Origin of the sequence: Rhizobium sp. LjRoot254, assembly GCF_964254105.1 — a bacterium.
Classification (GTDB): domain Bacteria; phylum Pseudomonadota; class Alphaproteobacteria; order Rhizobiales; family Rhizobiaceae; genus Rhizobium_E.
Genome location: NZ_CAXUSM020000001.1, coordinates 2759416 through 2780588, shown reverse-complemented (window position 1 = coordinate 2780588; position 21173 = coordinate 2759416). Strand labels below are relative to the sequence as shown.

At 62.2% G+C, this 21173-nt stretch carries 28 protein-coding genes and 1 pseudogene; 11 read left to right on the top strand and 18 right to left on the bottom strand.

The features are described 5' to 3' along the window. The first annotated feature begins 81 nt into the window (after window positions 1-81). On the top strand, window positions 82-1083 hold the full coding sequence (locus ACSQ26_RS13710) for a glutathione S-transferase family protein (protein WP_436009629.1): 1002 nt from the start codon (window positions 82-84) through the stop codon (window positions 1081-1083). 1 nt (window position 1084) lies between these two features. Here ACSQ26_RS13710 and ACSQ26_RS13705 read toward each other — a convergent pair whose 3' ends face one another. Both ACSQ26_RS13705 and ACSQ26_RS13700 read right to left on the bottom strand, forming a co-directional pair. Beyond that, the gene (locus ACSQ26_RS13705; RefSeq protein WP_436009627.1) at window positions 1085-2215 is read right to left on the bottom strand and encodes an acyltransferase family protein; all 1131 of its coding nucleotides are present in this window, start codon (window positions 2213-2215) and stop codon (window positions 1085-1087) included. Between the two features lie 213 nt (window positions 2216-2428). Next, a pseudogene (locus tag ACSQ26_RS13700) lies at window positions 2429-4589 on the bottom strand (Tex family protein); the annotation flags it as partial. Window positions 4590-5067: 478 nt separating this feature from the next. Here ACSQ26_RS13700 and ACSQ26_RS13695 point away from each other — a divergent pair. Beyond that, window positions 5068-5937 carry an amino acid ABC transporter substrate-binding protein gene (locus ACSQ26_RS13695; protein ID WP_436009625.1) on the top strand — a complete coding sequence of 290 codons (870 nt, stop codon included), beginning with the start codon at window positions 5068-5070 and terminating at the stop codon, window positions 5935-5937. Here the strand turns inward: ACSQ26_RS13695 and ACSQ26_RS13690 are convergent. Then, window positions 5934-6413 (bottom strand): SRPBCC family protein, encoded by a 480-nt coding sequence (locus ACSQ26_RS13690; RefSeq protein ID WP_436009623.1) that lies wholly within the window; start codon window positions 6411-6413, stop codon window positions 5934-5936. The genes ACSQ26_RS13695 and ACSQ26_RS13690 overlap by 4 nt on opposite strands. A 1-nt stretch (window position 6414) precedes the next feature. Beyond that, entirely contained in the window at window positions 6415-6753 is a 339-nt protein-coding gene (locus ACSQ26_RS13685) for an ArsR/SmtB family transcription factor (protein WP_436009621.1), read from the bottom strand. A 147-nt stretch (window positions 6754-6900) separates the two neighbouring features. On the opposite strand from ACSQ26_RS13685, the gene ACSQ26_RS13680 reads away from it, so the two are divergent. Next, the gene (locus ACSQ26_RS13680) at window positions 6901-7542 is read left to right on the top strand and encodes a dihydrofolate reductase family protein (protein ID WP_436009619.1); all 642 of its coding nucleotides are present in this window, start codon (window positions 6901-6903) and stop codon (window positions 7540-7542) included. Here ACSQ26_RS13680 and ACSQ26_RS13675 read toward each other — a convergent pair. Continuing rightward, window positions 7539-8192, bottom strand: coding sequence for a glutathione S-transferase family protein (locus tag ACSQ26_RS13675; protein WP_436009617.1), 654 nt, complete (start codon window positions 8190-8192; stop codon window positions 7539-7541). The two genes, ACSQ26_RS13680 and ACSQ26_RS13675, sit on opposite strands and share 4 nt — an antisense overlap. Window positions 8193-8277: 85 nt before the next feature. Continuing rightward, window positions 8278-9195, bottom strand: coding sequence for a LysR family transcriptional regulator (locus ACSQ26_RS13670; RefSeq protein ID WP_436009615.1), 918 nt, complete (start codon window positions 9193-9195; stop codon window positions 8278-8280). Between the two features lie 108 nt (window positions 9196-9303). Between ACSQ26_RS13670 and ACSQ26_RS13665 the strand changes: the two genes are divergently transcribed. Both ACSQ26_RS13665 and ACSQ26_RS13660 read left to right on the top strand, forming a co-directional pair. Beyond that, window positions 9304-10386 (top strand): amidohydrolase family protein, encoded by a 1083-nt coding sequence (locus ACSQ26_RS13665; RefSeq protein ID WP_436009613.1) that lies wholly within the window; start codon window positions 9304-9306, stop codon window positions 10384-10386. An 8-nt stretch (window positions 10387-10394) separates the two neighbouring features. Beyond that, window positions 10395-10748, top strand: a complete 354-nt coding sequence (locus tag ACSQ26_RS13660) for a Rieske (2Fe-2S) protein (RefSeq protein WP_436009611.1) — start codon at window positions 10395-10397, stop codon at window positions 10746-10748. A gap of 102 nt (window positions 10749-10850) precedes the next feature. Here the strand turns inward: ACSQ26_RS13660 and ACSQ26_RS13655 are convergent, their stop codons facing one another. From ACSQ26_RS13655 to ACSQ26_RS13615, 9 genes are all read right to left on the bottom strand, one after another. Further along, entirely contained in the window at window positions 10851-11438 is a 588-nt protein-coding gene (locus ACSQ26_RS13655; RefSeq protein ID WP_436009609.1) for a DJ-1/PfpI family protein, read from the bottom strand. 80 nt (window positions 11439-11518) lie between these two features. After that, window positions 11519-12013 (bottom strand): pyridoxamine 5'-phosphate oxidase family protein, encoded by a 495-nt coding sequence (locus ACSQ26_RS13650; RefSeq protein WP_258161469.1) that lies wholly within the window; start codon window positions 12011-12013, stop codon window positions 11519-11521. Between the two features lie 54 nt (window positions 12014-12067). Continuing rightward, complete coding sequence (locus ACSQ26_RS13645) at window positions 12068-12580, bottom strand: tyrosine phosphatase family protein (protein ID WP_436009606.1); 513 nt, start codon at window positions 12578-12580, stop codon at window positions 12068-12070. Window positions 12581-12791: 211 nt separating this feature from the next. Next, a complete protein-coding gene (locus ACSQ26_RS13640) occupies window positions 12792-13409 on the bottom strand; it encodes an HD domain-containing protein (RefSeq protein ID WP_436009604.1) in 618 nt (205 codons plus the stop codon). Continuing rightward, window positions 13406-14248 carry a CAF17-like 4Fe-4S cluster assembly/insertion protein YgfZ gene (gene ygfZ, locus ACSQ26_RS13635; protein ID WP_436009602.1) on the bottom strand — a complete coding sequence of 281 codons (843 nt, stop codon included), beginning with the start codon at window positions 14246-14248 and terminating at the stop codon, window positions 13406-13408. Before ygfZ ends, ACSQ26_RS13640 begins: the two co-directional genes overlap by 4 nt. A gap of 78 nt (window positions 14249-14326) precedes the next feature. After that, a complete protein-coding gene (locus ACSQ26_RS13630; RefSeq protein WP_436009600.1) occupies window positions 14327-15085 on the bottom strand; it encodes a hypothetical protein in 759 nt (252 codons plus the stop codon). A gap of 12 nt (window positions 15086-15097) precedes the next feature. After that, entirely contained in the window at window positions 15098-15355 is a 258-nt protein-coding gene (locus ACSQ26_RS13625; protein ID WP_258162779.1) for a hypothetical protein, read from the bottom strand. A gap of 108 nt (window positions 15356-15463) precedes the next feature. Next, window positions 15464-15886 (bottom strand): TIGR02301 family protein, encoded by a 423-nt coding sequence (locus ACSQ26_RS13620; protein WP_436009598.1) that lies wholly within the window; start codon window positions 15884-15886, stop codon window positions 15464-15466. Between the two features lie 311 nt (window positions 15887-16197). Beyond that, entirely contained in the window at window positions 16198-16605 is a 408-nt protein-coding gene (locus ACSQ26_RS13615; RefSeq protein WP_436009596.1) for an NUDIX hydrolase, read from the bottom strand. A 64-nt stretch (window positions 16606-16669) separates the two neighbouring features. Between ACSQ26_RS13615 and ACSQ26_RS13610 the strand changes: the two genes are divergently transcribed. Next, window positions 16670-17440 (top strand): SOS response-associated peptidase, encoded by a 771-nt coding sequence (locus tag ACSQ26_RS13610; protein WP_436009594.1) that lies wholly within the window; start codon window positions 16670-16672, stop codon window positions 17438-17440. Window positions 17441-17451: 11 nt separating this feature from the next. After that, window positions 17452-18096, top strand: coding sequence for an FMN-binding negative transcriptional regulator (locus ACSQ26_RS13605; protein ID WP_436009592.1), 645 nt, complete (start codon window positions 17452-17454; stop codon window positions 18094-18096). A gap of 74 nt (window positions 18097-18170) precedes the next feature. Here ACSQ26_RS13605 and ACSQ26_RS13600 read toward each other — a convergent pair whose 3' ends face one another. Together ACSQ26_RS13600 and ACSQ26_RS13595 are read right to left on the bottom strand one after the other, a co-directional pair. Continuing rightward, complete coding sequence (locus tag ACSQ26_RS13600) at window positions 18171-18407, bottom strand: hypothetical protein (protein WP_436009590.1); 237 nt, start codon at window positions 18405-18407, stop codon at window positions 18171-18173. 99 nt (window positions 18408-18506) lie between these two features. Further along, window positions 18507-19055, bottom strand: coding sequence for a MarR family winged helix-turn-helix transcriptional regulator (locus ACSQ26_RS13595; protein ID WP_436009588.1), 549 nt, complete (start codon window positions 19053-19055; stop codon window positions 18507-18509). A gap of 167 nt (window positions 19056-19222) precedes the next feature. On the opposite strand from ACSQ26_RS13595, the gene ACSQ26_RS13590 reads away from it, so the two are divergent. From ACSQ26_RS13590 to ACSQ26_RS13575, 4 genes are all read left to right on the top strand, one after another. Beyond that, a complete protein-coding gene (locus ACSQ26_RS13590; RefSeq protein WP_436009586.1) occupies window positions 19223-19564 on the top strand; it encodes a cupin domain-containing protein in 342 nt (113 codons plus the stop codon). Between the two features lie 21 nt (window positions 19565-19585). After that, complete coding sequence (locus ACSQ26_RS13585) at window positions 19586-19996, top strand: VOC family protein (protein ID WP_436009584.1); 411 nt, start codon at window positions 19586-19588, stop codon at window positions 19994-19996. 132 nt (window positions 19997-20128) lie between these two features. Continuing rightward, complete coding sequence (locus ACSQ26_RS13580) at window positions 20129-20365, top strand: DUF6500 family protein (RefSeq protein WP_436009582.1); 237 nt, start codon at window positions 20129-20131, stop codon at window positions 20363-20365. Between the two features lie 20 nt (window positions 20366-20385). Next, on the top strand, window positions 20386-21000 hold the full coding sequence (locus ACSQ26_RS13575; RefSeq protein ID WP_436009580.1) for a LysE/ArgO family amino acid transporter: 615 nt from the start codon (window positions 20386-20388) through the stop codon (window positions 20998-21000). Here the strand turns inward: ACSQ26_RS13575 and ACSQ26_RS13570 are convergent. Further along, a complete protein-coding gene (locus ACSQ26_RS13570) occupies window positions 20997-21158 on the bottom strand; it encodes a hypothetical protein (protein WP_436009578.1) in 162 nt (53 codons plus the stop codon). The two genes, ACSQ26_RS13575 and ACSQ26_RS13570, sit on opposite strands and share 4 nt — an antisense overlap. Between the last annotated feature and the right edge of the window lie 15 nt (window positions 21159-21173).

The following is a 21173-nucleotide window of genomic DNA, read 5'->3' as shown; positions in this document are numbered from 1 at the left end:
GATCCGCAACGCCTCGCGGGATTGAACATTCCGCCGGCAGAGGGCATTTCTCGATCACTACAATCGAAGGGGATGTTTGGAATGCCGCAGCTTGTTGATGGCAAATGGATAAAGGACGATGTCGCCGCGTCCGAGATGAAGAACGGCGCCTTCCACCGCGAGCCGACGAAATTCCGCAACTGGCTGACTGCTGACGGTTCAACCGGCCCGGAGGGCCAGCCCGGCGTGAAAGCTGAAGCCGGGCGTTTCCAGCTCTTCGTCGCCTACATCTGCCCCTGGGCGTCGCGGACGTTGATGATGCGCAGCCTCAAGGGGCTCAAGGATGTCATTTCCGTCTCGATCGCCGAACCGATGATCGGCGAGAATGGCTGGGAGTTCGGGACCTCGCAGGATGCCGGATCCACGATCGCACCGGTGAAATTCCAGCATCAGCTTTATACCGCGAGCGAGCCGTACTACACCGGCAAGGTCTCGGTTCCGGTGCTCTGGGATCGCGTGGAGGGCCGGATCGTCAACAACGAATCCGCCGACATCATCCGCATACTGAACACCGCCTTCGACGGGATCACAGGCGACAAAACGGATTTCTATCCCGATTTCCTGCGGTCCCAGATCGACGAGTGGAACGCGCTGGTCTACGAAACGTTCAACAACGGCGTCTACCGCGCCGGCTTTGCCAGAAGCCAACTCGCCTATGAAGAGGCGGTCACTGGCGTCTTTTCGACGCTCGACAGGCTCGAAGCGCATCTCGCTGATAACCGCTACATTGCGGGCGAATATTTCACCGAGGCCGATATCCGCGCCTTCGTGACGTTGATCCGGTTCGATGCCGCCTATAATGGCGCCTTCAAATGCAACATCCGCAAGCTCGCGGATTACCCCAATCTCTCCGGCTATGTCAGGGAAATCCATCAATGGCCAGGGATCGCAGAGACCGTCCGGATCGATCAGATCAAGCGCGGCTATTATGGCATCGCTCACATTAACCCGACAAAGATCGTGCCGAAGGGTCCCGATCTCGATTTCGACAGCCCGCATGGCCGCCAACATCTCGTCGGCAAGGGTGTCTTCACAAGGGCATAGGTCAGGCGGCATTCTCTACCGGCTTTTTCCGGCGCGAAAGCTCATGCAGGAAACGCGTCAGGGGTTTCTCGATCATCCAGTGAATGAGAAGCCCGATCGCCGTCACGACGAGGAAACCGATGAGTGCGGTCACTTCCGCCGCCCCTGTGACATGGCCCGCCGCTACGAACTTCCTGAGAACGAACCCGGCCAGTGGAAAGAGGAAGATCAGGTGGAAGAGGTAGATGGAATATGAGCCGTCACCGACATGGATCCACCACTTCGGCCATGTGATCCTCGAGTCGAGGTTGAGCACGCCGACGAAGATCAACAGGCTCGGAATGCCGCGATAGAGCAGCCGGAAATAGCCTTCATTGGGCAGCCAGGCGAAGGCGAAGAGCAGGGTGAGACCGGCGAGAATCGCGACGCTTGGCGGCACAGCCACCAGCCGACCTGCCATGAAGAGCTTCGCCGCCAGCGCTCCAAGCAGGAATTCGAAGAGGATCGGATTGCCGAGGAACGCATGGGCCACAGTCTCCTGCGGAAGCGCTGTGCCGGCGAGAAACAGCCCGGCCAGAATCGCTGCAATGACCGGCACCATCGCCCTGCGGCCGACCGCCAGTGCCAGCGCAAAGACCAGGTAGAAGAACATTTCGTAATTCAGCGTCCAACCGACGCCGAGGATCGGTTGCAGTAGCCCGGAGGCATCGAAGGACGGCACGAAGAAGAAACTCAGCAGCCGAATCGGCGTGGCATTGAAAGGCAGCTCACGGCCTTCCATCAGCCGGATGGCGATGTTGAGGCCCAGATAGAGAGCAGTCGCGATGACGTACATCGGCCAGATGCGGATGGCCCGCTGCAGCACAAAATTTCCGATCGACCGGCGTCCCTCGACGTAAGGCGCCGAGATATAGACCATCAGGAAACCGCTGAGGATGAAGAACAGATCGACGCCCACGGCGCCGAGTTCGATCATCGCATGGCTGCGCAGCAGGAGAGGCTCGGGCAGGTTGAGGCCGGTGTCGGCATTGACGGTGACCGCACGCATCGCATGATGAGCAACGACCGCCAGCGCGGCAAAGGCCCGGAGCGCTTGCAGGGAAGGAATGGGGGCGCCCGTCACGATCGGCTGGCTCCTTGCTTCGTTCGGCATTTCATGAGTATGCGCATGTCTCTCATGAGCAAGTCAACATGTTGCGACGCAAAAATATTTCTGATGCGGTGCGTTATTTTCGTTTCATCGCCTCCGCCAGCGCCGCCCCAAACGCACCCTGGCTGGGCGCCGCTGGCTTCGACTGCATCTGCTTCGGCGCCGGTGCCGGATTGCGGCTGCGCTCCTCGCGCGGCTCCCTCGGTCCGCTCGCCTGTTTCTTCATCGACAGCGCGATGCGCTTGCGCTTCGCATCGACTTCCACCACCCGGACCTGCACGATCTGGCCGGCTTTCACGACTTCATGCGCGTCCTTGATGAAGCGGTCGGCAAGTTCGGAGACGTGGACCAGGCCATCCTGGTGGACGCCGATATCGACGAAGGCGCCGAACGCCGCGACATTGGTGACGGTTCCCTCGAGCATCATGCCGGGGCGGAGGTCGGAGATCTCGTTGACGCCCTCGGCGAAGGTCGCGGTCTTGAATTCCGGGCGCGGGTCGCGGCCGGGCTTTTCCAGTTCCGAAATGATGTCCTTGACCGTCGGCAGGCCGAATTTCTCGTCGATGAACTGGCGCGGATCGACGTTTTTCAGCGCCGATCCATCGCTCATCAGGCTGCGCAGGTCGCGGCCGCAGGCGGCAATGATCTTGCGCGCCACGCCATAGGCTTCCGGATGGACCGACGATGCGTCGAGCGGCTCCTTGCCACCCGTGATGCGCAGGAACCCCGCGCATTGCTCGAAGGTGCGGGCGCCGAGGCGCGGCACCTTCATCAGGTCCTTGCGTGCCTGGAACGGGCCATTCTCATTGCGGAAGGCGACGATCGCTTCGGCGGTCGAGCCACCCAGACCCGAAACGCGCGACAGCAGCGGCGCCGAGGCCGTGTTGAGATCGACGCCAACGGCATTCACCGCATCTTCGACCACGCCATCCAGCGAGCGGCCAAGCTTGCCCTGGTCGACATCGTGCTGGTACTGGCCGACGCCGATCGATTTCGGCTCGATCTTGACCAGTTCGGCGAGCGGATCCTGCAGGCGCCGTGCAATGGAGACTGCGCCGCGCAACGACACATCGAGCTTGGGGAACTCCAGCGCCGCCAGTTCCGAGGCCGAATAGACCGAGGCGCCGGCTTCCGAGACGATGACCTTGGTCGGCTTGGCGCCCGGCAATTTGGCGATCAGGTCGGCCGCGAGCTTTTCGGTCTCGCGGCTGGCGGTGCCGTTGCCGATGGCGATCAGCTCGACATTATGCTTGCGAATCAGCGATGCGATCTCGGTCTGGGCGCCGATCACGTCGTTCCTCGGTTGGAAGGGGTAGACGGTCGCGGTGTCGAGCAGCTTGCCCGTGGCATCGACCACGGCGACCTTGACGCCGGTGCGGATGCCGGGATCGAGGCCGATGGCGGTGCGGGTACCGGCGGGCGCGGCGAGCAGCAGGTCCTTGAGATTGCGGGCAAAGACGCGGATCGCCTCTTCCTCGGAACGTTCCTTCATGTCTCGGATCAGGTCGAGGGAGAGCGAGGGCGAAAGCTTGACCCGCCATGCCCAGCCGGCCACTTCGCGCAGCCATAGATCGCCCGCGCCATTGCTGCGGGTTTCGAGTGCGGCGGCGACGATGTTCTCGGCCGGCTTGACGGGGGAGGTGTCGCCGGCATCGACCTCGATCGTCACCGACAGCACTTCCTCGTTCCAGCCGCGCAGCATGGCGAGCGCCCGGTGGCTTGGCACCTTCGACCAGGTCTCGCGGTGGTCGAAATAATCGGAGAACTTTTCCGCATTCTCCTTCTTGGCGTCGGCGACCTTGGCGACCAACTGGGCCTGCCGGTGCATGTGGTCGCGCAGGCGGCCGAGCAGGGCGGCGTTCTCCGACAGGTCCTCGGCGATGATGTCGCGGGCGCCTTCGAGCGCCATTTTCACGTCTGTGACCTCGTCCTTGACGAAGGCTGCCGCGAGGGTCTGGGGATTGGCGGCACGGTTCGCGAGGATGGCATCGGACAGCGCCTGCAGGCCGCGCTCGCGGGCGATCTGGGCGCGGGTGCGGCGCTTGGGCTTGTAGGGCAGGTAGATGTCCTCGAGCGTCGATTTCGTCTCGGCGCTCAGGATCTGGCGCTTGAGTTCGTCGGTCATCTTGCCCTGGGACTCGATTGAATCGAGGATCGTATCGCGCCGGGATTCCATCTCACGCAGATAGACCAGCCGCTCAGCGAGATTGCGCAACTGCGTGTCGTCGAGCCCGCCGGTGACTTCCTTGCGGTAGCGCGCGATGAAGGGCACGGTCGCACCCTCGTCGATCAAGCCGACGGCAGCCACGACCTGTTCGGCGCGCGCATTGATCTCGGCGGCGATGGTGGTGGACAGGCGTCTGATATCTGCGGGCATCTGGGTGTTCCTGATTTCTTTAGGTCGGCGGAAGATAGTCATGCGCGGCGAAAAGGGAAGGGCGGGGCGGGGATTTGCACAGGTGGGGTGTCGGAGACTGGGGCGTTCGCCTCTGCTGCCGTGCCAACAGTCTACCCCCCTCTGCCCTGCCGGGCATCTCCCCCACAAGGAGGGAGAGTGGCCAGAGGCGCTCGCTCGGCCCTATCGATCGTCGTGCTCGCCGCACTCGACGTTGCAGTGGGGCGAGGTCAGAGCGCCCAGCCACTCTCCCCACCTGTGGGGGAGATGCCCGGCAGGGCAGAGGGGGGCGAGCTTGCTCCAGCGTTTGCGCGCGGGCCTACCAGCCTCATCCAACACATGGCCTCAGTTGACAAATGGCGGACCGCCGCTAGTTTTGAGTGTGCGCCTTTTGAGATTACCACCGGTTTTCGGAGATGATGACCATGTTGGTGCCCTGCATACACGTTTGGCCAAGTGCATGAGACGGTTTCTGCTCGCCGGTATTGCCCTCTGCTTTTCGGCGCTGGTGGCGGGCGCTGCAACGCTCGAGGCGGTAACCGAACATGGAACCGTGCGTATCGGCTACATCGGCGGCCAAGCACCTTTCGCTTCCAGTGAGCCAGGTGCCGATCCAGTGGGATACGCCGTCGACCTGTGTGACAAGGTCGCCGACGAGATCGAGCATTACGTCCCGGAGCTGAAGCGGGAGTATGTCGAGCTGAAGCTCGCAGACGGATTCGATGCCGTGAAGAATGGAAAGGTAGACCTTCTTTGCGGTGCTATCACCGTCAATCTGGAAAGGAGGGAGATTGTCGACTTTTCACAGCCGATCTTCCTGACGGGGGCGACGGCGCTCCTCCGCAAGGATTCGCCCAGCTACCTTCAGCCTCTTTTTCTCGACGAGCCGGCTGTCCGCGTCGTTAACCAGGGGACAACTTCCAAGCGCGAAATCGGCGTTCGCGCAAACACCACGACTGAAGCGACGCTGCGTCAGGCGCTGGCGTTGGAGGAGTCGAAGATGAAGATCGCCGATTTCGAGACGCATGAGGAGGGTCTTGCCGCGCTGGAGGATTACAAAATCGATGCCTATTTCGCTGACAGGGCGCTGCTGATCAGTTTGGCCATGCGCGCCCGCGATCCGTCCTCGCTCGAAGTCGGCGATCGCCTGTTTTCGCATGAACCCTATGCCATTGCCGTGCGCCGCAACGACGCCGATTTCCGCCTCGTGGTCGATCGTGCGCTGACGGGTTTCTATAAGTCCGACGATTTTCTGCCGCTGCTCACGACGTATTTCGGATCCGAGGCGCCGATGCTACACACGCAAGTCATAATGGAGCATGTGCCTTAGCGGTCCAGCCAGGCGGCGAGGCCGTCCAGCGTCTGGAGCCCGTATTCCACCGCGCCGAAGCCGATGACCACCTGGCGCCGCTTGGCGCTGGGGTGGAGCTGGCGCATGGTCAGCACCGTCTTGCCGTCGGCCTGCTCATCGAAGGTCACCGTGACGCGGAAGCGGTCGGGGTCATCAGGCTCGGGTGTGCCATAGTCCATGACGATGCGCTCGTTCGGCACGATCTCCAGGAACCGCATGAGGTTGGGGAAGCGCTGCTCCTTGCCTTCAAACACGCCCACCATGTCGAACCGCCAGACGCCACCCTCGCGGATATCGGCCTCGTGGCTTTCGATCTCAAGGCCGGCCGGACCATACCATTCCGCGAGCGCGTGCGGGTCCATCCAGGCGGCAAAGACCTTGGCGCGCGGGTGATTCAACACCTTGACCAGCACGATTTCGCGATCGAGCGACCAGGTCTCAAACAGGTTTGCCATATCAGTCAACATCCTCTTCCGTCTTGTCCAGATAGACTTCCAGGCGATTCAACCGCTGGGCCCAGCGCAGGCGTTCCGCCGCCATCCAGTCCGCCGCCTCGTCGAAGCGCGCCTGCACCAGCCGGCACCAGCGGCTGCGCCCGCGCTTCTCGCTCGATATCAGCCCGCAATCCTCCAGCACCTTGAGATGCTGGGCGAAGGACGGCAGCGCCATGTCGAATGGCTCGGCCAGGACGCTGACCGGCACCTCGCCCTCGGCCAGCCGCGACAGCACCGCGCGGCGGGTCGGGTCGCTGAGGGCGTGAAAGGCGAGATCGAGAGGGGTCGAATGATAGGGCATGTGACGTGTTAAAACGCGACACGAGCGAGGTCAAGAATAAAAAGGTACTTGCCTTAGTGTCAGGCTCTGGATATGAAGGTACATGCCTTAGTATTTAATCCGCTCGACATCGGGGCGGTTACACAACCACGCACAAGGAGGACTCCAGTGGCAGTTCGTGTCGATCTCATGATCTCGCTCGATGGTTTCGCGACAACGACGGACCAGACGCCCGAAAACCCATTCGGCGACGACTGGGGGCGCCTCGTCGGTGCCTATGCCGCGACCCGGACGTTCCGCGAGCGCGTGTTCAAGGACACCAGCGGGGCTGGAACCACCGGCATGGACGACGACTATGCGAAGGCCTATTTCGAAAATATTGGTGCCGAAATCATGGGCGCCGGCATGTTCGGGCTTCATAACTTTCCCGACGATCCGGACTGGCGTGGCTGGTGGGGTGACGAGCCGCCATTCCGGTGTCCGGTCTTCGTGCTCACCCACAAGCAACGGCCCTCGATCAAGATGGCCGGAGGCACGACGTTCCATTTCCTCAGCGCCACGCCTGAAGATGCACTCGAGCAAGCTGTCAGTGTCGCTGATGGCGGGGATGTCAGGGTTGGTGGCGGCCCGACGGTCGTTCGCGACTTCCTCAAGGCGGGCCTTGTCGACCGCCTTCATGTCGCAATCACCCCGATCCTGCTGGGGCGCGGGATCAACCTGTGGGACGATCTGCGCGGCCTGGAAGCCGGCTACGCGGTCAAGTCGGAAACGGCGGAGAGCGGCATCATCCACTTGACCTTCCAACGCTAGCTGCTCGCTTTACTCGTCTCAAAGACCGCCAACTGCGCTGCAAACGCACGCTTATACGCCGGCCGCGCCTTGCCGCGCTCGATATAGGCCGAGAGGGTTGGATACTCCTCCAGTATACCCGAACTCTCCAGCCTGCACAGCACATGCACCATCATGATGTCGGCCGCGCTGAACGCGCCGTCGAGCCAGTCGGTGTCGCCGAGGCGGGTGGAAAGCTGGTCCAGCCGGGTGCGGATGCGTTTGTCGATCATGGCGAGCCGCTCCCCGTACCAGGGCTTGTCGCCCTCCGTGAATCGCGCGATCTCGCGATCAACGATCGGCGGCTCCATTGTGCTGACAGCGGCAAACATCCAGGTGATCGCGCGGGCCCGGGCATTGGCATCATCAGGTAGCAGACCCGGATAGTGCTCGGCGATATGGAGCAGGATGGCGCCGGACTCGAACATGGCGAGATCGCCTTCCTCAAGGGTCGGAATCTGGCCGAAAGGCTGAATTGCAAGATGCGCGGGCTGCTTCATCGCCTTGAACGACACGAGACGGACATTATAGGGCTGGCCCACTTCCTCGAGCGCCCAGCGCACGCGCATGTCGCGCGCCAGACCCCGACCGCGGTCGGGCGAGCTTTCAAAGGCGGTGATCGTGATCGTCATCGTCGTTCTCCATGGCTTTCGTGTTGAAGACGGTTGGCAAGACGAGATTCCGACATCGCTTTTACATTTAAAGCCCCTCGCCACATCACGAACTTTCAACGCCGCTGGGGGCCTGATCCGCGTGGCGCTCGCGCGGCGTCGCGTGACCCGTTCGATCAAGCACCAGCGCGAGCGCCCGGAGCCCTCCCATGATCGTCACGCTGTGGCGTCGGCGCGAGTGGACGGCGCTGTAGATCGGCTGCATCAGGATAGGGGCATCTTCAACGAGGGTGAAGCGGGCACCTCGCCCCTCGACCAGCCCGGCGGCCAGCTGGCGCGGGACGTAGCTCGATCCGCCGAATTGCTCCATCAGGCCGACCGCCAGTTCCTCGTAGCCGACCGCGATCGCGGCGCTTGCGAATTGCGGAAGCTGCTCCTGGTGCAGGCGTTCGAACTGCGATGTATAGGCGGCCCGGATATAGGTGCGCTGATCGACGGCGGAGAGTTGCCCCGCATCGGTCGAGACCATCACGAACTCCTGGTTCCCCACCTGCTCTATATGGAATTCGGGCAGGAATTGCGGGCGGAACAGCAGGCCGATATCGATGGAGCCCATTGCCAGGTCGCGGTTGATCTGCAGCGAATAGTCGGTTTCGACGCGGAGCGCGATCTCGCGCTGGCTGCGGCGAAGCTCAGTGGTCCAGGCGATCAGAACCGAGCGCATCAGCGAGAATTGCGCGGTGATACGCAGCGTGCCGGTGAAATTTTCCGGTACGCCGACATCCTGCCGCGCCTGGTCGAACGTGGCGAGCAGCGATCGGCAATAGGGCTCGAACCGCAGGCCGGCGGCTGTCGGCACCGCGCCCGAGCGGCCGCGCTCGAAGAGGCGTGCTCCGAACTCCTTCTCCAGTGCCTGGATGCGGGCGGAGACGGCGGATTGGGCGATCGCCAGCCGGTCGGCCGTGCGCTTGAAGTTCCGCGATTCCAGGAGATCCAGGAATGTCAGGAGGAAGGCAGCGTTCATTTTCAATCGCCTTTGTCGATCAATAAAGCGATATCTACCACATTTTCATTTGCCGACAGTGGTTTAATCTGCGTGCGAACCGCCACATCGAGAACTCAGAGGCCAGCCATGTTCATCGTCGATTGCGACTGTCATAACTACTGGTGCAGCGCCACCGTGCTGGAACCCTACATGGAGGGCGTCTGGCTCGACATGTTCAAGCGCGGCGAACGGACCGGGCCGGAAGGCGCCTTTCCCCACGGCCACCGTCCATGGTTTCACCCCGAGGGTTTTTCCCGCCACGACGTCAAGCCGGTGACCGAGGACGACAACTACCTGATCATGAAGGAGAAGCACCTCGATCGCTACAATATCGACGTCGCGATCCTGACGGGCGACGAGCCGATCGAGGCGTCGACGCTCGCCAACCCGCATTACGCCAACGCGCTCTGCAAGGCCTATAACGACTACATGATCGACTATTGGCTGCCGAAGGATCCGCGCTTCTACGGCTCGATGGTCGTGGCACCGCAGAACCCGGCGCTTGCAGCAGCCGAAATCCGCCGGATCGGCAGCCATCCCCGCATCGTCCAGGTCCTGGTTTCGCACGGCGCGGCCCGGCCTTACGGCGACACCTTCTATCATCCGATCTACGAGGCCTGCGCGGAAATGGGGCTGCCGTTCGCCATGCATCTCGGTGGCCAGGGCGGCATCAATTCCAATGCCATCGCCGCCGGCCCGACGACCTATTTCTGGGAAACCCATGCGCTGCTGCCGCAATCGGCGATGACGCATATGGCGAGCCTGATCGCCAATGGCGTGTTTGAACTGTGGCCGGAACTGAAGGTGGTGATCATCGAATGCGGCATCGCCTGGGTGCCGTCCGTGCTCTGGCGGCTGGACGCCAACTTCAAGGCGCTGCGCAAGGAGACGCCGTGGCTGAAGATGCTGCCGTCGGAATATTTCAAGCGCAATATCCGCATGTCGACGCAGCCGCTGGAGCAGCCTCAGAACGTCCAGCATCTATGGGCTACGCTGGAGGCGATGGACGGCGAAAATACGCTGATGTTCGCGTCCGACTATCCGCACTGGGATTATGACGACGTCAACCGGCTGCACATCCCGCCGGAATGGCGCGAGAAGATTCTCGGTCTCAACGCGCTCGATGTCTATCGGCGGATCAATATCGGCGAACAACGCAAGACTGCGTGAGGAAATCAATGGCCGAGAAATTCTATGCCTGCAAAGCCTCCGAAGTGGCCGCCGATGCGGCGACCATCATCAAGCTCAGAAACCTGTCGGTCGGCATCTTCAAGGTGAAGGGCGATTTCTTCGCGATGCTGAATGTCTGCCCGCATCGCGGTGCCGCACTCTGCGAGGGCCCCGTCTGCGGCACGTCGGCATCGACCGACAGGCACGAGTTCCGCTACGAGCGCCGCGGCGAGCTGGTCCGCTGTGCATGGCATGGCTGGGAATTCGACATCAGGACCGGCGAGTTCATCGTCGATCCCAAGATCAAGGCCCGGACCTTTCCGGTGACGGTCGAGGGCGACGACATTTTCGTGCATGCTTGAAGCGTGGCGGTGTCGACGGGCGGGGAGCCGGCCTATTCGGCAAAAAAAGCGCGCCCCGGAGGAGGCGCGCGAAGTTGGACGGGAGGGTCCTGGGGGGAGCTGTCAGGCCGCCATCTGGTGGCGGCCCTCGAATTCGGCGCCGAACATGCCGGCATAATAGTCGAGTTCATCGCCGCCGCGTCCGAGCGCGGTGATGATGGTGCGCATGAAGCTGATCGGCGCCATGCCCGAGGCGGTGACGATGCGGCCGCATTTCAGCGCCGCCGCCGAGGCGACGAAGTAGGACTGGCCGTTGTAGCCCGCGACATCGGCGAGGGTGCGGGAATCGTTGCTGGTATGCGGGATGGCGTCGATGAGGCCCGAGGCTGCGAGCGCCTTGGTGCCGCCGCAGATCGCGCCGATCAGCTTGCCATCGCGATGCGCGTCATTGAGGACGTCAGAGAGGTCGGGGGCGCCGACCATGCCCCAGACGGAGCCGCCAATCACAACAATTGCATCGATAGAGGTAAGGTCGATTTCGTCGATCGCCATGTCCGGCATCACCCTTAGTCCACCCATCGAGGTGACGGGCTTGCCTTCAGGTGTTGCGGTGACGACTCCGATCTCGGAGTAACCGCGCGCAGCCGCGGCCAGCGGGCCGAATTCCCAATCAGCGTAGTTGTCGGTGAGTATCGCGAGCATCCGGGTCATGGCGTCCTCCATCTGATGTTGATGGGAACATCATAATGCATGATGCTGCCAGTTTATGGCAGCATAAAATAGCGCCTCGCTCAAAAGGTTACATGGGTTGTGTAGCCGACATCCGGCTCGCTGTCGGTGAGGTTGGCCTTGGCGATTTCCCAGCCGAATTTCAGCGTCGAGGAGGTGCTGGCCCAGATCGCGGCCGTCGAAGGGGTGAATTTCAGCATGGTGAGTTCGGGGTCGGTCTTGCCCTGCGGATACCAGGCCTCGGTGATCGACGACCAGAAACGCTCGACATGCTCGGGCGAATGGATCGTCTGCAGCGTGCCGTCGAGGCAGGCATACCAGTCGTTGTCGCCGACCACGCACATATGGACATGCCCGCCATTGACGGCGGCGCGGGCGATATCGGCGCTGACGCGGGTGTAGAACCATACCGCATTTTCCGCGCGCGCCGTCTGCGGCGCCATCGGCTGCATATGCTGCTTGTGGTCGGGGCTGCCCAGCATCACGGCATGCACCTTGTCCAGCTTGTCCCAGATCTGGCCGATCGGATCGGCCTTGGCGTCGGCAATGTTGCTCATGTGGTGTCTCCTTTTTAAGCCCGGAGAACCCGTAAGCGCCGCGACTTGTTCCGCTCAGAAGTCGAGCACGAAGGGCGCGTCGCCAACGTAATCGGCACCCCGGCCGATCGATTTGACCGCCGCGACGAGGCGTCCGGAACGGCCGAGATAGACATCGCCGATGGCTACGAGGCGGGTGTTCGGCGTGGCCTGAGGTGAGGCACGACGAAGATTCGCGGCGAGTTCGGCGTCGTCGAGGTCGGGATTGGCGGCAAGCGCCGCGATCAGCGCCGCCGCCGGCGAGCGCGACACGCCCATCCAGCAGTGGATCAGGAGCGGCGACGTCTGGTCCCAGGAGCGTGCGAAATCCGCGATGGCTTCGACATGGCTCTCCTGCGGCGCGATCAGGCCGTCGCGACTGGCGAAGTCAATGTCGCTGACCTTGACATGGAGATGACGGGTGGGATCGATGATGCCGGGGCGATGGAAATTGTGGTCCTCGGCGATCAGCGTGATCATTTCGCGAGCGCCATGGCGGGCGGCCATTTCGCCGATCATCTTGACGGGGGAGACGATTATGATGGGCATGCATAACGCCCCTTTTTAGAGCACACGAAAGACCCCGCCCCGAAACCCCTCCCCACAAGGGGGAGGGGCCAACCCGTGGCACTCACGTAAACCCATTCAGCATTGCGGCGTGCTGAGACGGTGCGGTTCGGACGGAGAGGGTGCCGCAGGTTAAGCCCCTCCCCCTTGTGGGGAGGGGTTTGGGGCGGGGTCTTCACCACAAGCGTAAACCTCACCGCATCGCCTCGATCTCGTGAAACCGCGCCGCAAACAGCGCCTGCGCCTCCGATGTCGCCATCGGCTGGATCGGGATCATATCAGCCGTGATGCCGCGCGGCTGGCCGAAGAATTTCTTCGCCTCCGCCTCGGAGAAGCCTGCGAGCCGCGTCGCCTCGAAATAGGCGGATACCGTATCCGCCTTCTTGATCTGTGCCTTCAGCGCCGCCGAGGGATGCGGCGGCAGCGAGAAGCGCAGGTGGATGGCCGCTTCGAGCCGTAGTTCGACCGCCTTGTAGCCGCCGCCGACCACCGATTTGAAGGGCGATATCATGTCGCCGATCACATATTCCGGTGCATCGTGCAGCAGCGCCATCTGGCAATGGTCGGCGCTGCAATCCGGGTTCTGGAGGCGGAAGACCTGTTCGACGACGAGGCTGTGCTGGGCGACGGAGAAGGCGTGGTCGCCATGCGTCTGGCCGTTCCAACGGGCCACGCGCGCAAGGCCGTGGGCGATGTCGGACAGCTCGACATCCATCGGCGAGGGATCGAGAAGATCAAGACGGCGGCCCGACAGCATGCGCTGCCAGGCGCGCGCCCCGATCGCGGCCTTGATGTCGATGACACCAGTCATGACGCGGCTTCGTCCGACGTGACGGGGAATTCGACACCGCTCCAGGCGGGCAGGGCGAGCGTGATTGCGACATCGCCAGCCATGACAGGCGTCCCGCTCGCCATGGCATCGCCGGCCTTGTCGATGCGGACGACGGCGAGGCCGGCACTGCCTTCGACGGTCCTGAGCGTGCCGATATCCTTGCCGCCGGCGAGGATCGCCGCGCCCGATGCGGGCAGGGCGCTGTCGGCGGTCACCGTCACGATTCGGCGCCGCGCCGTCGAGCGGTGCTGCATGCGGCTGACGACCTCCTGGCCGACATAGCAGCCCTTCTTGAAATTGAGCCCGCCATTCCTGTCGAGCAGCAGATCATGCGGAAAGAAATCGGTCGCATCGCCATCCTCGGCGCCGCCGGAAATGCCATGCGCGATGCGGAGCGCGGTGTAAGCGGACGTATCGGTGTTGCTGCCGGCACCGGGCGCACGGACGACATCGACGCCCGCCTTCGCAAAGCGCATATCGCGGGCCGCTCCGCTCGGTGCGGTTTCGCCCCAGAAGACCGTCACGGCATTTGCGTCAAGCTTGGCGATCGTGACCTTGGCGCGCAGCCTGTAGAGCGTCAGCCGCTTGGCGAAGGGATCGCCGGATGCGGCATCCGTTTCGATCACGAAGCCGTCGTCGCCGCGCGCGATCAGGAATTCGAACATGATCTTGCCCTGCGGCGTCAAAAGCGCGCCGGGCCAGGCCTCGCCGGGGCCGACCGAGGGCAGGTCGGTGGTGATGATGGCTTGCAGGAAATCTTCCGCCTCCGGCCCAGTGACGGCGATGAAGGTGCGGTTTTCGAGCGTGGTCTGGGGCATGGGCGGTGATCCGTTGTCACGCCAGAGGTAGTCGTTCGCCCGGCGCGCGGCAAGGGGCAGGCTCACCCCATACCCGCTTCAATCGCCCGCGACGAAGAATTTCCACTTGCCGTCGGGGCCGATGCCCAGGCGGTAGAAATTATAGCCGCCGAATTCCTTCATGTCGGTGACGTCACCGGCGGTCACGATACGGTAGAGTTCGACCACTTCGGGCGGTGTCAGCGTATCGAGGTTCTTTTCGGCGAAATAGGGCCAGACATAGGTTTCCTGCGGCGTGCCCTTGTCGACCAGTGCGGTGCTGGTCGAGATGATGTCGAGCAGGATGGCGAGCACTTCGCGCCCGTCCTGGTCACCGGACAGGCTCTTGAGCGCGGCGATCGGGTCTTCCGGCGCATCGCCGACGGAGACCTGGGTCTGGTCTTCGCCGGTGCCGAGTAGCGGGCGAAGGCGCTCGATATCGCCCGAGGCGGCGGCCTCGACCAGCGCCACGCGCATCTTCTTCACCGGTTCGGGAAGTGTGGAAAGGTCCGTGATGATCACGGCAGGGATTTCCGGCTGGTCCTTGCCATCGGCGGTGGTGTCGTCCCCGGGCTTCTTGATCAGCGAATCGGGCATGGGCAGGGTCGTGCCGCCGCCGGTCACGTCATCTTCGGGTACGGGCTCGTCATCGACAGTGTCTGCCGGATCCTTGGGCTGCTCGACCGGGGCCTCTTTCTTGAGCTCGGTCAGGGCAACGGCGGTATGCGGGGGCAAGGAAAAGGCCAAGAACAATGCCGTCGCTGCCAGCGCGACCGGAAGCCTGTGGCGGAGCGAGGAGTAGAACCCCATGCCGGGCATTTCGAAAAATCCTTACTGTATTGTACGGCTAGGCGAAAATTCACCCGACAGGATTCGCTCCTTGAGCGTCTCAAGCAGCGCCTCGGCGCCAGCCTCGCCCTGAAGGCGCACGGTTTCCTGCATGGCGAAGCAGAGAGCGGCTTCGGCGATGATCTCGGGTTCAATTCCGTCGGCGCGGCCATCGGCCCAGGCCTCGGTCTGATATTCGAGAGCGGCCTGCATCTTTTCATGGACGATCAGGTCGTCGATTTCCTTGAGGCTCGCTTCCATCATTCATCCTTACTCGCGGTGACGGTCAGAACTTACCGGACCGTTAATATCATTACCAAGGTTTTCTCAATTCGGCACGGTGCGCAATGAAAAGCGGTAAATTATCCCTTAATTTCCGAATCTGGCAGTAATTTCTGTAGCAAGTGTTGCGCCTTCGGCACGGTATTTCTCTTCCGCGGCGATCGCCTGGGGTGTGCACTTCACATAAGTGGCGGCAAAAGAGCGATAACCGCGGTTGAACGCGGCGGTGAATCGCGCCGCACGCTGCGGTTCGCCCTTGGTTTCCTCGGCCAGAAGTGATTCCATCATCTGCCGCCATTCGCTTTCGCCGCCGTTGCAGAGGTTGCGCAGATAGTGAACCGAGCCTAGGATTTCGGCAAGTCGCATGATCTTGCTATCATAGGGGGCGGGCTTTTCTTCCACGACGGGTGGCGGCTCGGCCGGCACCTCTTCCTTTTTCTTCTGCTGGGCAAAGGAATCGCCTGCGCAAAGCGCAACCAGAAGAGCAACTGGAAGAATGAACTTGAGCATGGTCAGCGGCTTAGAGCGTTTCATTGTTAAATGGAAGCAGTTCTGCCGAAGCAGGTTTTCGTCAGGACCAAGGCGGCGGGCGAGCGTCGTACCCTTAGGTACGGCCGAGACCGACGCCGCAGGTCATGGCGGAAAGATGCCCGGCCCTACGGGTTGGCTGAAACGGGCCGTCTGATCGACCGGCCGGCTTGGCCGTAGTGCTTGGGCTACGACACGCGCCGGCCGGTCGACCATCCGACTCCGTTTGAGCCAACAGAACTGATTCCATTTAACAATGAAGCGCTCTAGCAAAAAGGAATGCTTTGAGCAAACTATCGCCCCATGATTTCCCGCTCCAGCCGATCGATACAATCGATGACGCTGGGCGGGGTGTTGAGGGCGCGAATCTCGTCGGGCGTGAACCAGCCGGCATCGGCCGCATCGTCACGCGCCTCGGCGATCTCGTCAGGGCTCGCTTCGACGAGAAAGACGGTGAGATGGAAATGCCTGCCGGGATTTTCGGCCTGGAGATCGTAGAAGGCGAATTCTTGCGGCGAGTGCGCCGTGATGCCGGTCTCTTCCTCGAATTCCCGGAGCGCGGTCTGGTCCGGCGTCTCGCCCGGCTCGGCGCGGCCGCCGGGAAAGGCGTACATGTCGTACGATGGCTGGTTCTTGCGCCGGATCAGAAGTATCCGGCCATTGCGGATGAGGATTGCGGAGGAGGCGGCTTCGGGAGTCATATCGACCTTGAATCAATTCGCCAGGACATTGACGCAACCCCTTGCCGATGCCAAGTAATTCCTCATGTGTGGACGTTTTGCGCTGACGGCGACGCCCGATGCCGTGCAGGAATTGCTGTCGATCCTGGAGCTGGAGGATTTTCCGGCGCGCTACAATATTGCCCCGACCCAGCCGATCCTCGCGGTCATCGAAGGCGAGCGGCCGGAGCCGGGCTCCAACCTGCCGGCACGCCGGGCATTGCTGTTGCGCTGGGGTTTCATGCCGGGCTGGGTGAAGGACCCCAAGGAGTTCCCGCTGCTGATCAATGCGCGCTCGGAGACGGCGATCGGCAAGGCGAGCTTTCGAGCCGCCATGCGTCATCGCCGCATCCTGATCCCGGCATCCGGCTTCTACGAATGGCGGCGGCCGGAAAAGGGCTCGAAGGAAAAGAGCCAAGCCTATTGGGTTCGCCCGAAGCACGGCGGCATCGTGGCCTTTGCCGGGCTGATGGAGACGTGGTCGTCGGCCGATGGTTCCGAGGTCGATACAGGTGCGATCCTCACGGCGGATGCGACACCGGGCTTTCGCGCGATCCATGACCGCATGCCGGTGGTGATCGCGCCCGAGGATTTCACCCGTTGGCTCGATTGCAAGACACAGGAACCCCGCGAGGTTGCCGACCTGATGGTCACGCCGCAGCCGGATCTCTTCGAGGCCATCCCAGTATCCGACTTGGTCAACAAGGTCGCCAATACGGGGCCGGAACTGATACTGCCTTTCACGCCACAGCCCGCCTCGCCGCCGGCGCCGAAAAAGGCCGCCGGGGGCAATGCCGGCCAGCTCGATCTTTTCTAGGAGACGATATCATGTACCAGCCGCCACTGTTCAGGGAAGAACGTCTCGAAGTGCTCCACGGGCTGATGCGGGCGCATCCGTTCGGGCTCATCATTTCGGCCGGGTCGGATGGCGAGCCGGTGGCCAATGCGATTCCGCTGCTGCTCGACTCTTCCACGGGTGAGAAAGGCATGCTGCGCGGCCATCTCGCGCGTGCCAATCCGCACTGGAAGCTGCTCGCCGAGACCGGCAAGGCGCTGATCGTGTTCCAGGGACCGTACAGCTACGTGACGCCATCCTGGTACGAGACCAAGAAGGAGACTGGCAAGGTCGTGCCGACCTGGAATTATGCCATCGTGCAGGCGCGCGGCGCGGTGAAAATCCACGAGGACGCAGGCTGGCTGCGCGCCCATGTCGGCGCACTGACGGATTCGCATGAAGCGGGCAGGGCCGATCCCTGGGCGGTGTCCGACGCGCCGGAGAGCTTCATCGACAGCCAGCTCAAGGGCATCGTCGGTTTCGAGATCGAGATATCGAGCCTCGAGGGCAAGTGGAAGGTCAGCCAGAACCGGCCGGTCCCGGACCGGGTAGGGGTCGTGGAGGGGCTGGTCGCGGATGGCGGGGATGGGAATGCGGAGATGGTGAAGCTCGTCAGGGAGTATGGCGGGCTGAGTTGAGGGCCGTATTACCGACCGAGAGGCACGGCTACCGCGAGGCGATGACCTTCGCGCGAGCCTGTCACGCGGATCAGTCAGACGAAAGCCCCGGAAATCAGGAGAATGGATCCCACGACGATCATGGCCAGGCCCGGCCAATTCCTGCCGAGGCCGAGGAAGCGGAGACCTTGGCCTCGGGGTTCCAGTGCAGGCTTTGCGTTGGCCCCATTCGTGCGATGCGGATCGCTCAGCCGGCGGCTAACGAGTGCCTCGCGGAACAGATATAGCAGTCCCAGTATGAACAGGATCGATCCCAAGACAATCGTAAACACCGCGGCTACCTCCGATGATGCCAGATGCGATGATCAGTATAGCGCAAGATGACTAAAGTTGGGAGTAAAGAAGACAACGGTCCTGGAGAATGCGCCGCTTTAGGAGCTGGCCGCGGCGGCGTCGTCGCGCGCCAGCCTCCTTTCCGCAGCCAGGATCAGCTTCCGCAACAGCCCCGCCAGCTGCTCCCGTTCCGCGGAGTCAAGCACTTCCAGAAACGTCAGCTCACTTGCCATATCCACACGGAATGCCTCCTCGGAGAGGGTGATGCCTCTGTCCGTCAGCGCCACCAGCATGCTGCGACCATCATGCGGCGACTTCTCGCGGCGGATGAGGCCGGCCTTTTCCAGCCGGTCGAGGCGGTGGGTGAGGCCGCCCGACGAGATCATCAGGGACGTGTACATGTCGGTGGGGGCGAGCCGATACGGCGTGCCGGAGCGGCGGAGCGTAGCGATGACGTCGAACTCACCGCGGTCGAGATCGAAACCCGCGAAAGTCGCCTCGATCGATGGGCGCACCATATTGGTGATCCGCATGGCGCGGCCGAGAATTGCCATCGGTTCGGTATTGAGATCGGGCAGTTCGCGCGCCCATTGGCCGCGCAGGCGATCGACATGATCCTGCTCTTGGCCAGCAAATTTGTCCGCCATCGATAACCCCAAACTCCAGAACACTTCAAAAACATACACGGAATCAGTGGCTTGGTAAATATATCTTCGCCTAAAGATATTTATCTTGACGAGAAGATAGTTTTGAAAGATATATCTTCTCGTAAAGATAGTTTCGCCGCTCAGGCAACCGGAGAGGAGATAGAGCAATGTTCATGGTCCATCGCCATCAGGAGCCGCAGGCCGGCCAGAGCCGCACGGTACGCTTCGAGGGCCGCGATTTCGGCGGCCAGGTCTCGCTGTTCCTTGTCGATGCCGAGCCGGGCAGGGGGTCGGCGCTGCACGTACATCCCTACACCGAGACCTGGGTCGTCCGGAAAGGCGAGGCGGAGTTCACCGTCGGTGCCGACAGGACACGCGCCTATCCCGGCGACATCGTGGTCGCTGCTGCCAATATCCCGCACCGTTTCGAGAATGTCGGCGACATCAGGCTGGAGATCGTCTGTATTCATGCCAACGACACGATCGTGCAGGAACTTGTCCAAGCCTGATTTGAAGAGAGGAGAATAACCATGCCCAAGATGATTTTCGTAAACCTGCCGGTGAAGGATCTCGCAGCATCGACCCGTTTCTATGAAGCGATCGGCTGCACCAGGAACGAACAGTTCAGCGACGACAATGCCTCGTCGATGGTCTGGTCGGACACGATCACCTTCCAGCTTCTGGTCGAGTCCTATTTCTCGACCTTCATCTCTCGGCCGATCGCGGATGCACAGGCGACCTGCCAGGTTCTGCTGGCGCTTTCGATGGACAGCCGCGCCGATGTCGATGCGATCGCTGAAGCCGCGGCTGGTGCGGGCGGCAAGGCCGATCTCCGCGATCCCATGGATCTTGGCTTCATGTACAATCGTTCCTTCCAGGATCCGAACGGACACGTCTTCGAAGCGGCGCATATGGACATGAGCGCGATGCCGACCGAGTGATCACGCTATGCAAAGAGGAGTTGGCGGCGGCCATGCTTCCGCCATCTCTCGCTATGCAAAACCGGGATTGGACAAACGTGATCGAGTCGGATTGAACCGCAGCCGACATCACCCCATCGCGCGAGTCCGATCTTGAGAGCCAACCTTCGTCAAAAGATACTCGCGGTCTGTGATCGCAAGATCTCCGAGAAAGGCCCCAATGTCGGCCTCTCCTTTTATGCGTTCTTCGCCAACCGGAATGACGACCCCGAACTGCTGATGGAAGCGGCGGAATGGTGGATACGCACCGAGAGGCTCGATCACTTCGAAAAAGCCGCCAAGATACGTGACATGGTGCGCGCAATGGAATCTCCCTTGCCGCAAGGGTGATGATCGGTTAGCTCACAGGCATGCCGCTTCTCTCCGCCTTCGTCTCCGGCCTTCTGCTCGGAGCCTCCCTGATCATCGCTATCGGCGCCCAGAATGCCTTTATCCTGCGGCAGGGGCTGCTGCGTCAGCACGTGTTCATCCTCTGCCTGATCTGCGCGGCATCGGATGCGGCACTGATCGCGCTCGGCGTCGGAGGGTTGGGTACTCTGATTTCGCAGGCGCCGGTCCTGATCACGGTTGTCACGATCGGCGGCGTGCTGTTCTTGGGAGCCTATGCGGCGATTGCCTTCCGGCGCGCCTTGCATCCGGAAGCCATGAAGGCGGCTGAGACGCAGACGGGCAACCTGAAGGCCGCGATTGCCGCATGCCTCGCCTTCACCTTCCTCAATCCGCATGTCTATCTGGATACGGTCGTGCTGCTCGGCAGCCTGTCTGCCCGTTTCGAAGGGGCAGGGCGGATCGCCTATGGCGCAGGTGCCACGCTGGCGTCCTTCATCTGGTTCTTCGGCCTGGGCTATGGCGCCCGCCTGCTCGAACCCGTCTTCGCCAGACCCGCCGCCTGGCGGGTACTCGACGTCATCATTGGCCTCGTCATGTCCGGCTTGGCGATCAGCCTTGCCGCGACGCTTTTTTAAGCCGCGACGATCTTGCGGGCGGGCTTCTTCGCCGCTTCGTCCGCGACTTTCCCGGCGCGCAGCATCAGGGCTGCGGCAAGCAGGTGACGGGGGCCGATGGGGCGATAATGCGACACGAGGTCGTTAAGGTTTTGTTTAGGTCTTTCAATCTTTTGCATGATGGTCCCTGATCC

Coding starts and splice junctions, on each gene's coding strand:
- ACSQ26_RS13610 (WP_436009594.1), top strand. CDS start 16,670: ATGTGTGGACGTTTTGCGCTGACGGCGACGCCCGATGCCGTGCAGGAA.
- ACSQ26_RS13630 (WP_436009600.1), bottom strand. CDS start 15,085: ATGCCCGGCATGGGGTTCTACTCCTCGCTCCGCCACAGGCTTCCGGTC.
- ACSQ26_RS13670 (WP_436009615.1), bottom strand. CDS start 9,195: ATGAACGCTGCCTTCCTCCTGACATTCCTGGATCTCCTGGAATCGCGG.
- ACSQ26_RS13650 (WP_258161469.1), bottom strand. CDS start 12,013: ATGAGCAACATTGCCGACGCCAAGGCCGATCCGATCGGCCAGATCTGG.
- ACSQ26_RS13570 (WP_436009578.1), bottom strand. CDS start 21,158: ATGCAAAAGATTGAAAGACCTAAACAAAACCTTAACGACCTCGTGTCG.
- ACSQ26_RS13585 (WP_436009584.1), top strand. CDS start 19,586: ATGCCCAAGATGATTTTCGTAAACCTGCCGGTGAAGGATCTCGCAGCA.
- ACSQ26_RS13575 (WP_436009580.1), top strand. CDS start 20,386: ATGCCGCTTCTCTCCGCCTTCGTCTCCGGCCTTCTGCTCGGAGCCTCC.
- ACSQ26_RS13685 (WP_436009621.1), bottom strand. CDS start 6,753: ATGCCCTATCATTCGACCCCTCTCGATCTCGCCTTTCACGCCCTCAGC.
- ACSQ26_RS13705 (WP_436009627.1), bottom strand. CDS start 2,215: ATGCCGAACGAAGCAAGGAGCCAGCCGATCGTGACGGGCGCCCCCATT.
- ACSQ26_RS13590 (WP_436009586.1), top strand. CDS start 19,223: ATGTTCATGGTCCATCGCCATCAGGAGCCGCAGGCCGGCCAGAGCCGC.
- ACSQ26_RS13710 (WP_436009629.1), top strand. CDS start 82: ATGCCGCAGCTTGTTGATGGCAAATGGATAAAGGACGATGTCGCCGCG.
- ACSQ26_RS13595 (WP_436009588.1), bottom strand. CDS start 19,055: ATGGCGGACAAATTTGCTGGCCAAGAGCAGGATCATGTCGATCGCCTG.
- ACSQ26_RS13615 (WP_436009596.1), bottom strand. CDS start 16,605: ATGACTCCCGAAGCCGCCTCCTCCGCAATCCTCATCCGCAATGGCCGG.
- ACSQ26_RS13605 (WP_436009592.1), top strand. CDS start 17,452: ATGTACCAGCCGCCACTGTTCAGGGAAGAACGTCTCGAAGTGCTCCAC.
- ACSQ26_RS13665 (WP_436009613.1), top strand. CDS start 9,304: ATGTTCATCGTCGATTGCGACTGTCATAACTACTGGTGCAGCGCCACC.
- ACSQ26_RS13655 (WP_436009609.1), bottom strand. CDS start 11,438: ATGACCCGGATGCTCGCGATACTCACCGACAACTACGCTGATTGGGAA.
- ACSQ26_RS13695 (WP_436009625.1), top strand. CDS start 5,068: ATGAGACGGTTTCTGCTCGCCGGTATTGCCCTCTGCTTTTCGGCGCTG.
- ACSQ26_RS13660 (WP_436009611.1), top strand. CDS start 10,395: ATGGCCGAGAAATTCTATGCCTGCAAAGCCTCCGAAGTGGCCGCCGAT.
- ygfZ (WP_436009602.1), bottom strand. CDS start 14,248: ATGCCCCAGACCACGCTCGAAAACCGCACCTTCATCGCCGTCACTGGG.
- ACSQ26_RS13625 (WP_258162779.1), bottom strand. CDS start 15,355: ATGGAAGCGAGCCTCAAGGAAATCGACGACCTGATCGTCCATGAAAAG.
- ACSQ26_RS13640 (WP_436009604.1), bottom strand. CDS start 13,409: ATGACTGGTGTCATCGACATCAAGGCCGCGATCGGGGCGCGCGCCTGG.
- ACSQ26_RS13620 (WP_436009598.1), bottom strand. CDS start 15,886: ATGCTCAAGTTCATTCTTCCAGTTGCTCTTCTGGTTGCGCTTTGCGCA.
- ACSQ26_RS13675 (WP_436009617.1), bottom strand. CDS start 8,192: ATGACGATCACGATCACCGCCTTTGAAAGCTCGCCCGACCGCGGTCGG.
- ACSQ26_RS13645 (WP_436009606.1), bottom strand. CDS start 12,580: ATGCCCATCATAATCGTCTCCCCCGTCAAGATGATCGGCGAAATGGCC.
- ACSQ26_RS13690 (WP_436009623.1), bottom strand. CDS start 6,413: ATGGCAAACCTGTTTGAGACCTGGTCGCTCGATCGCGAAATCGTGCTG.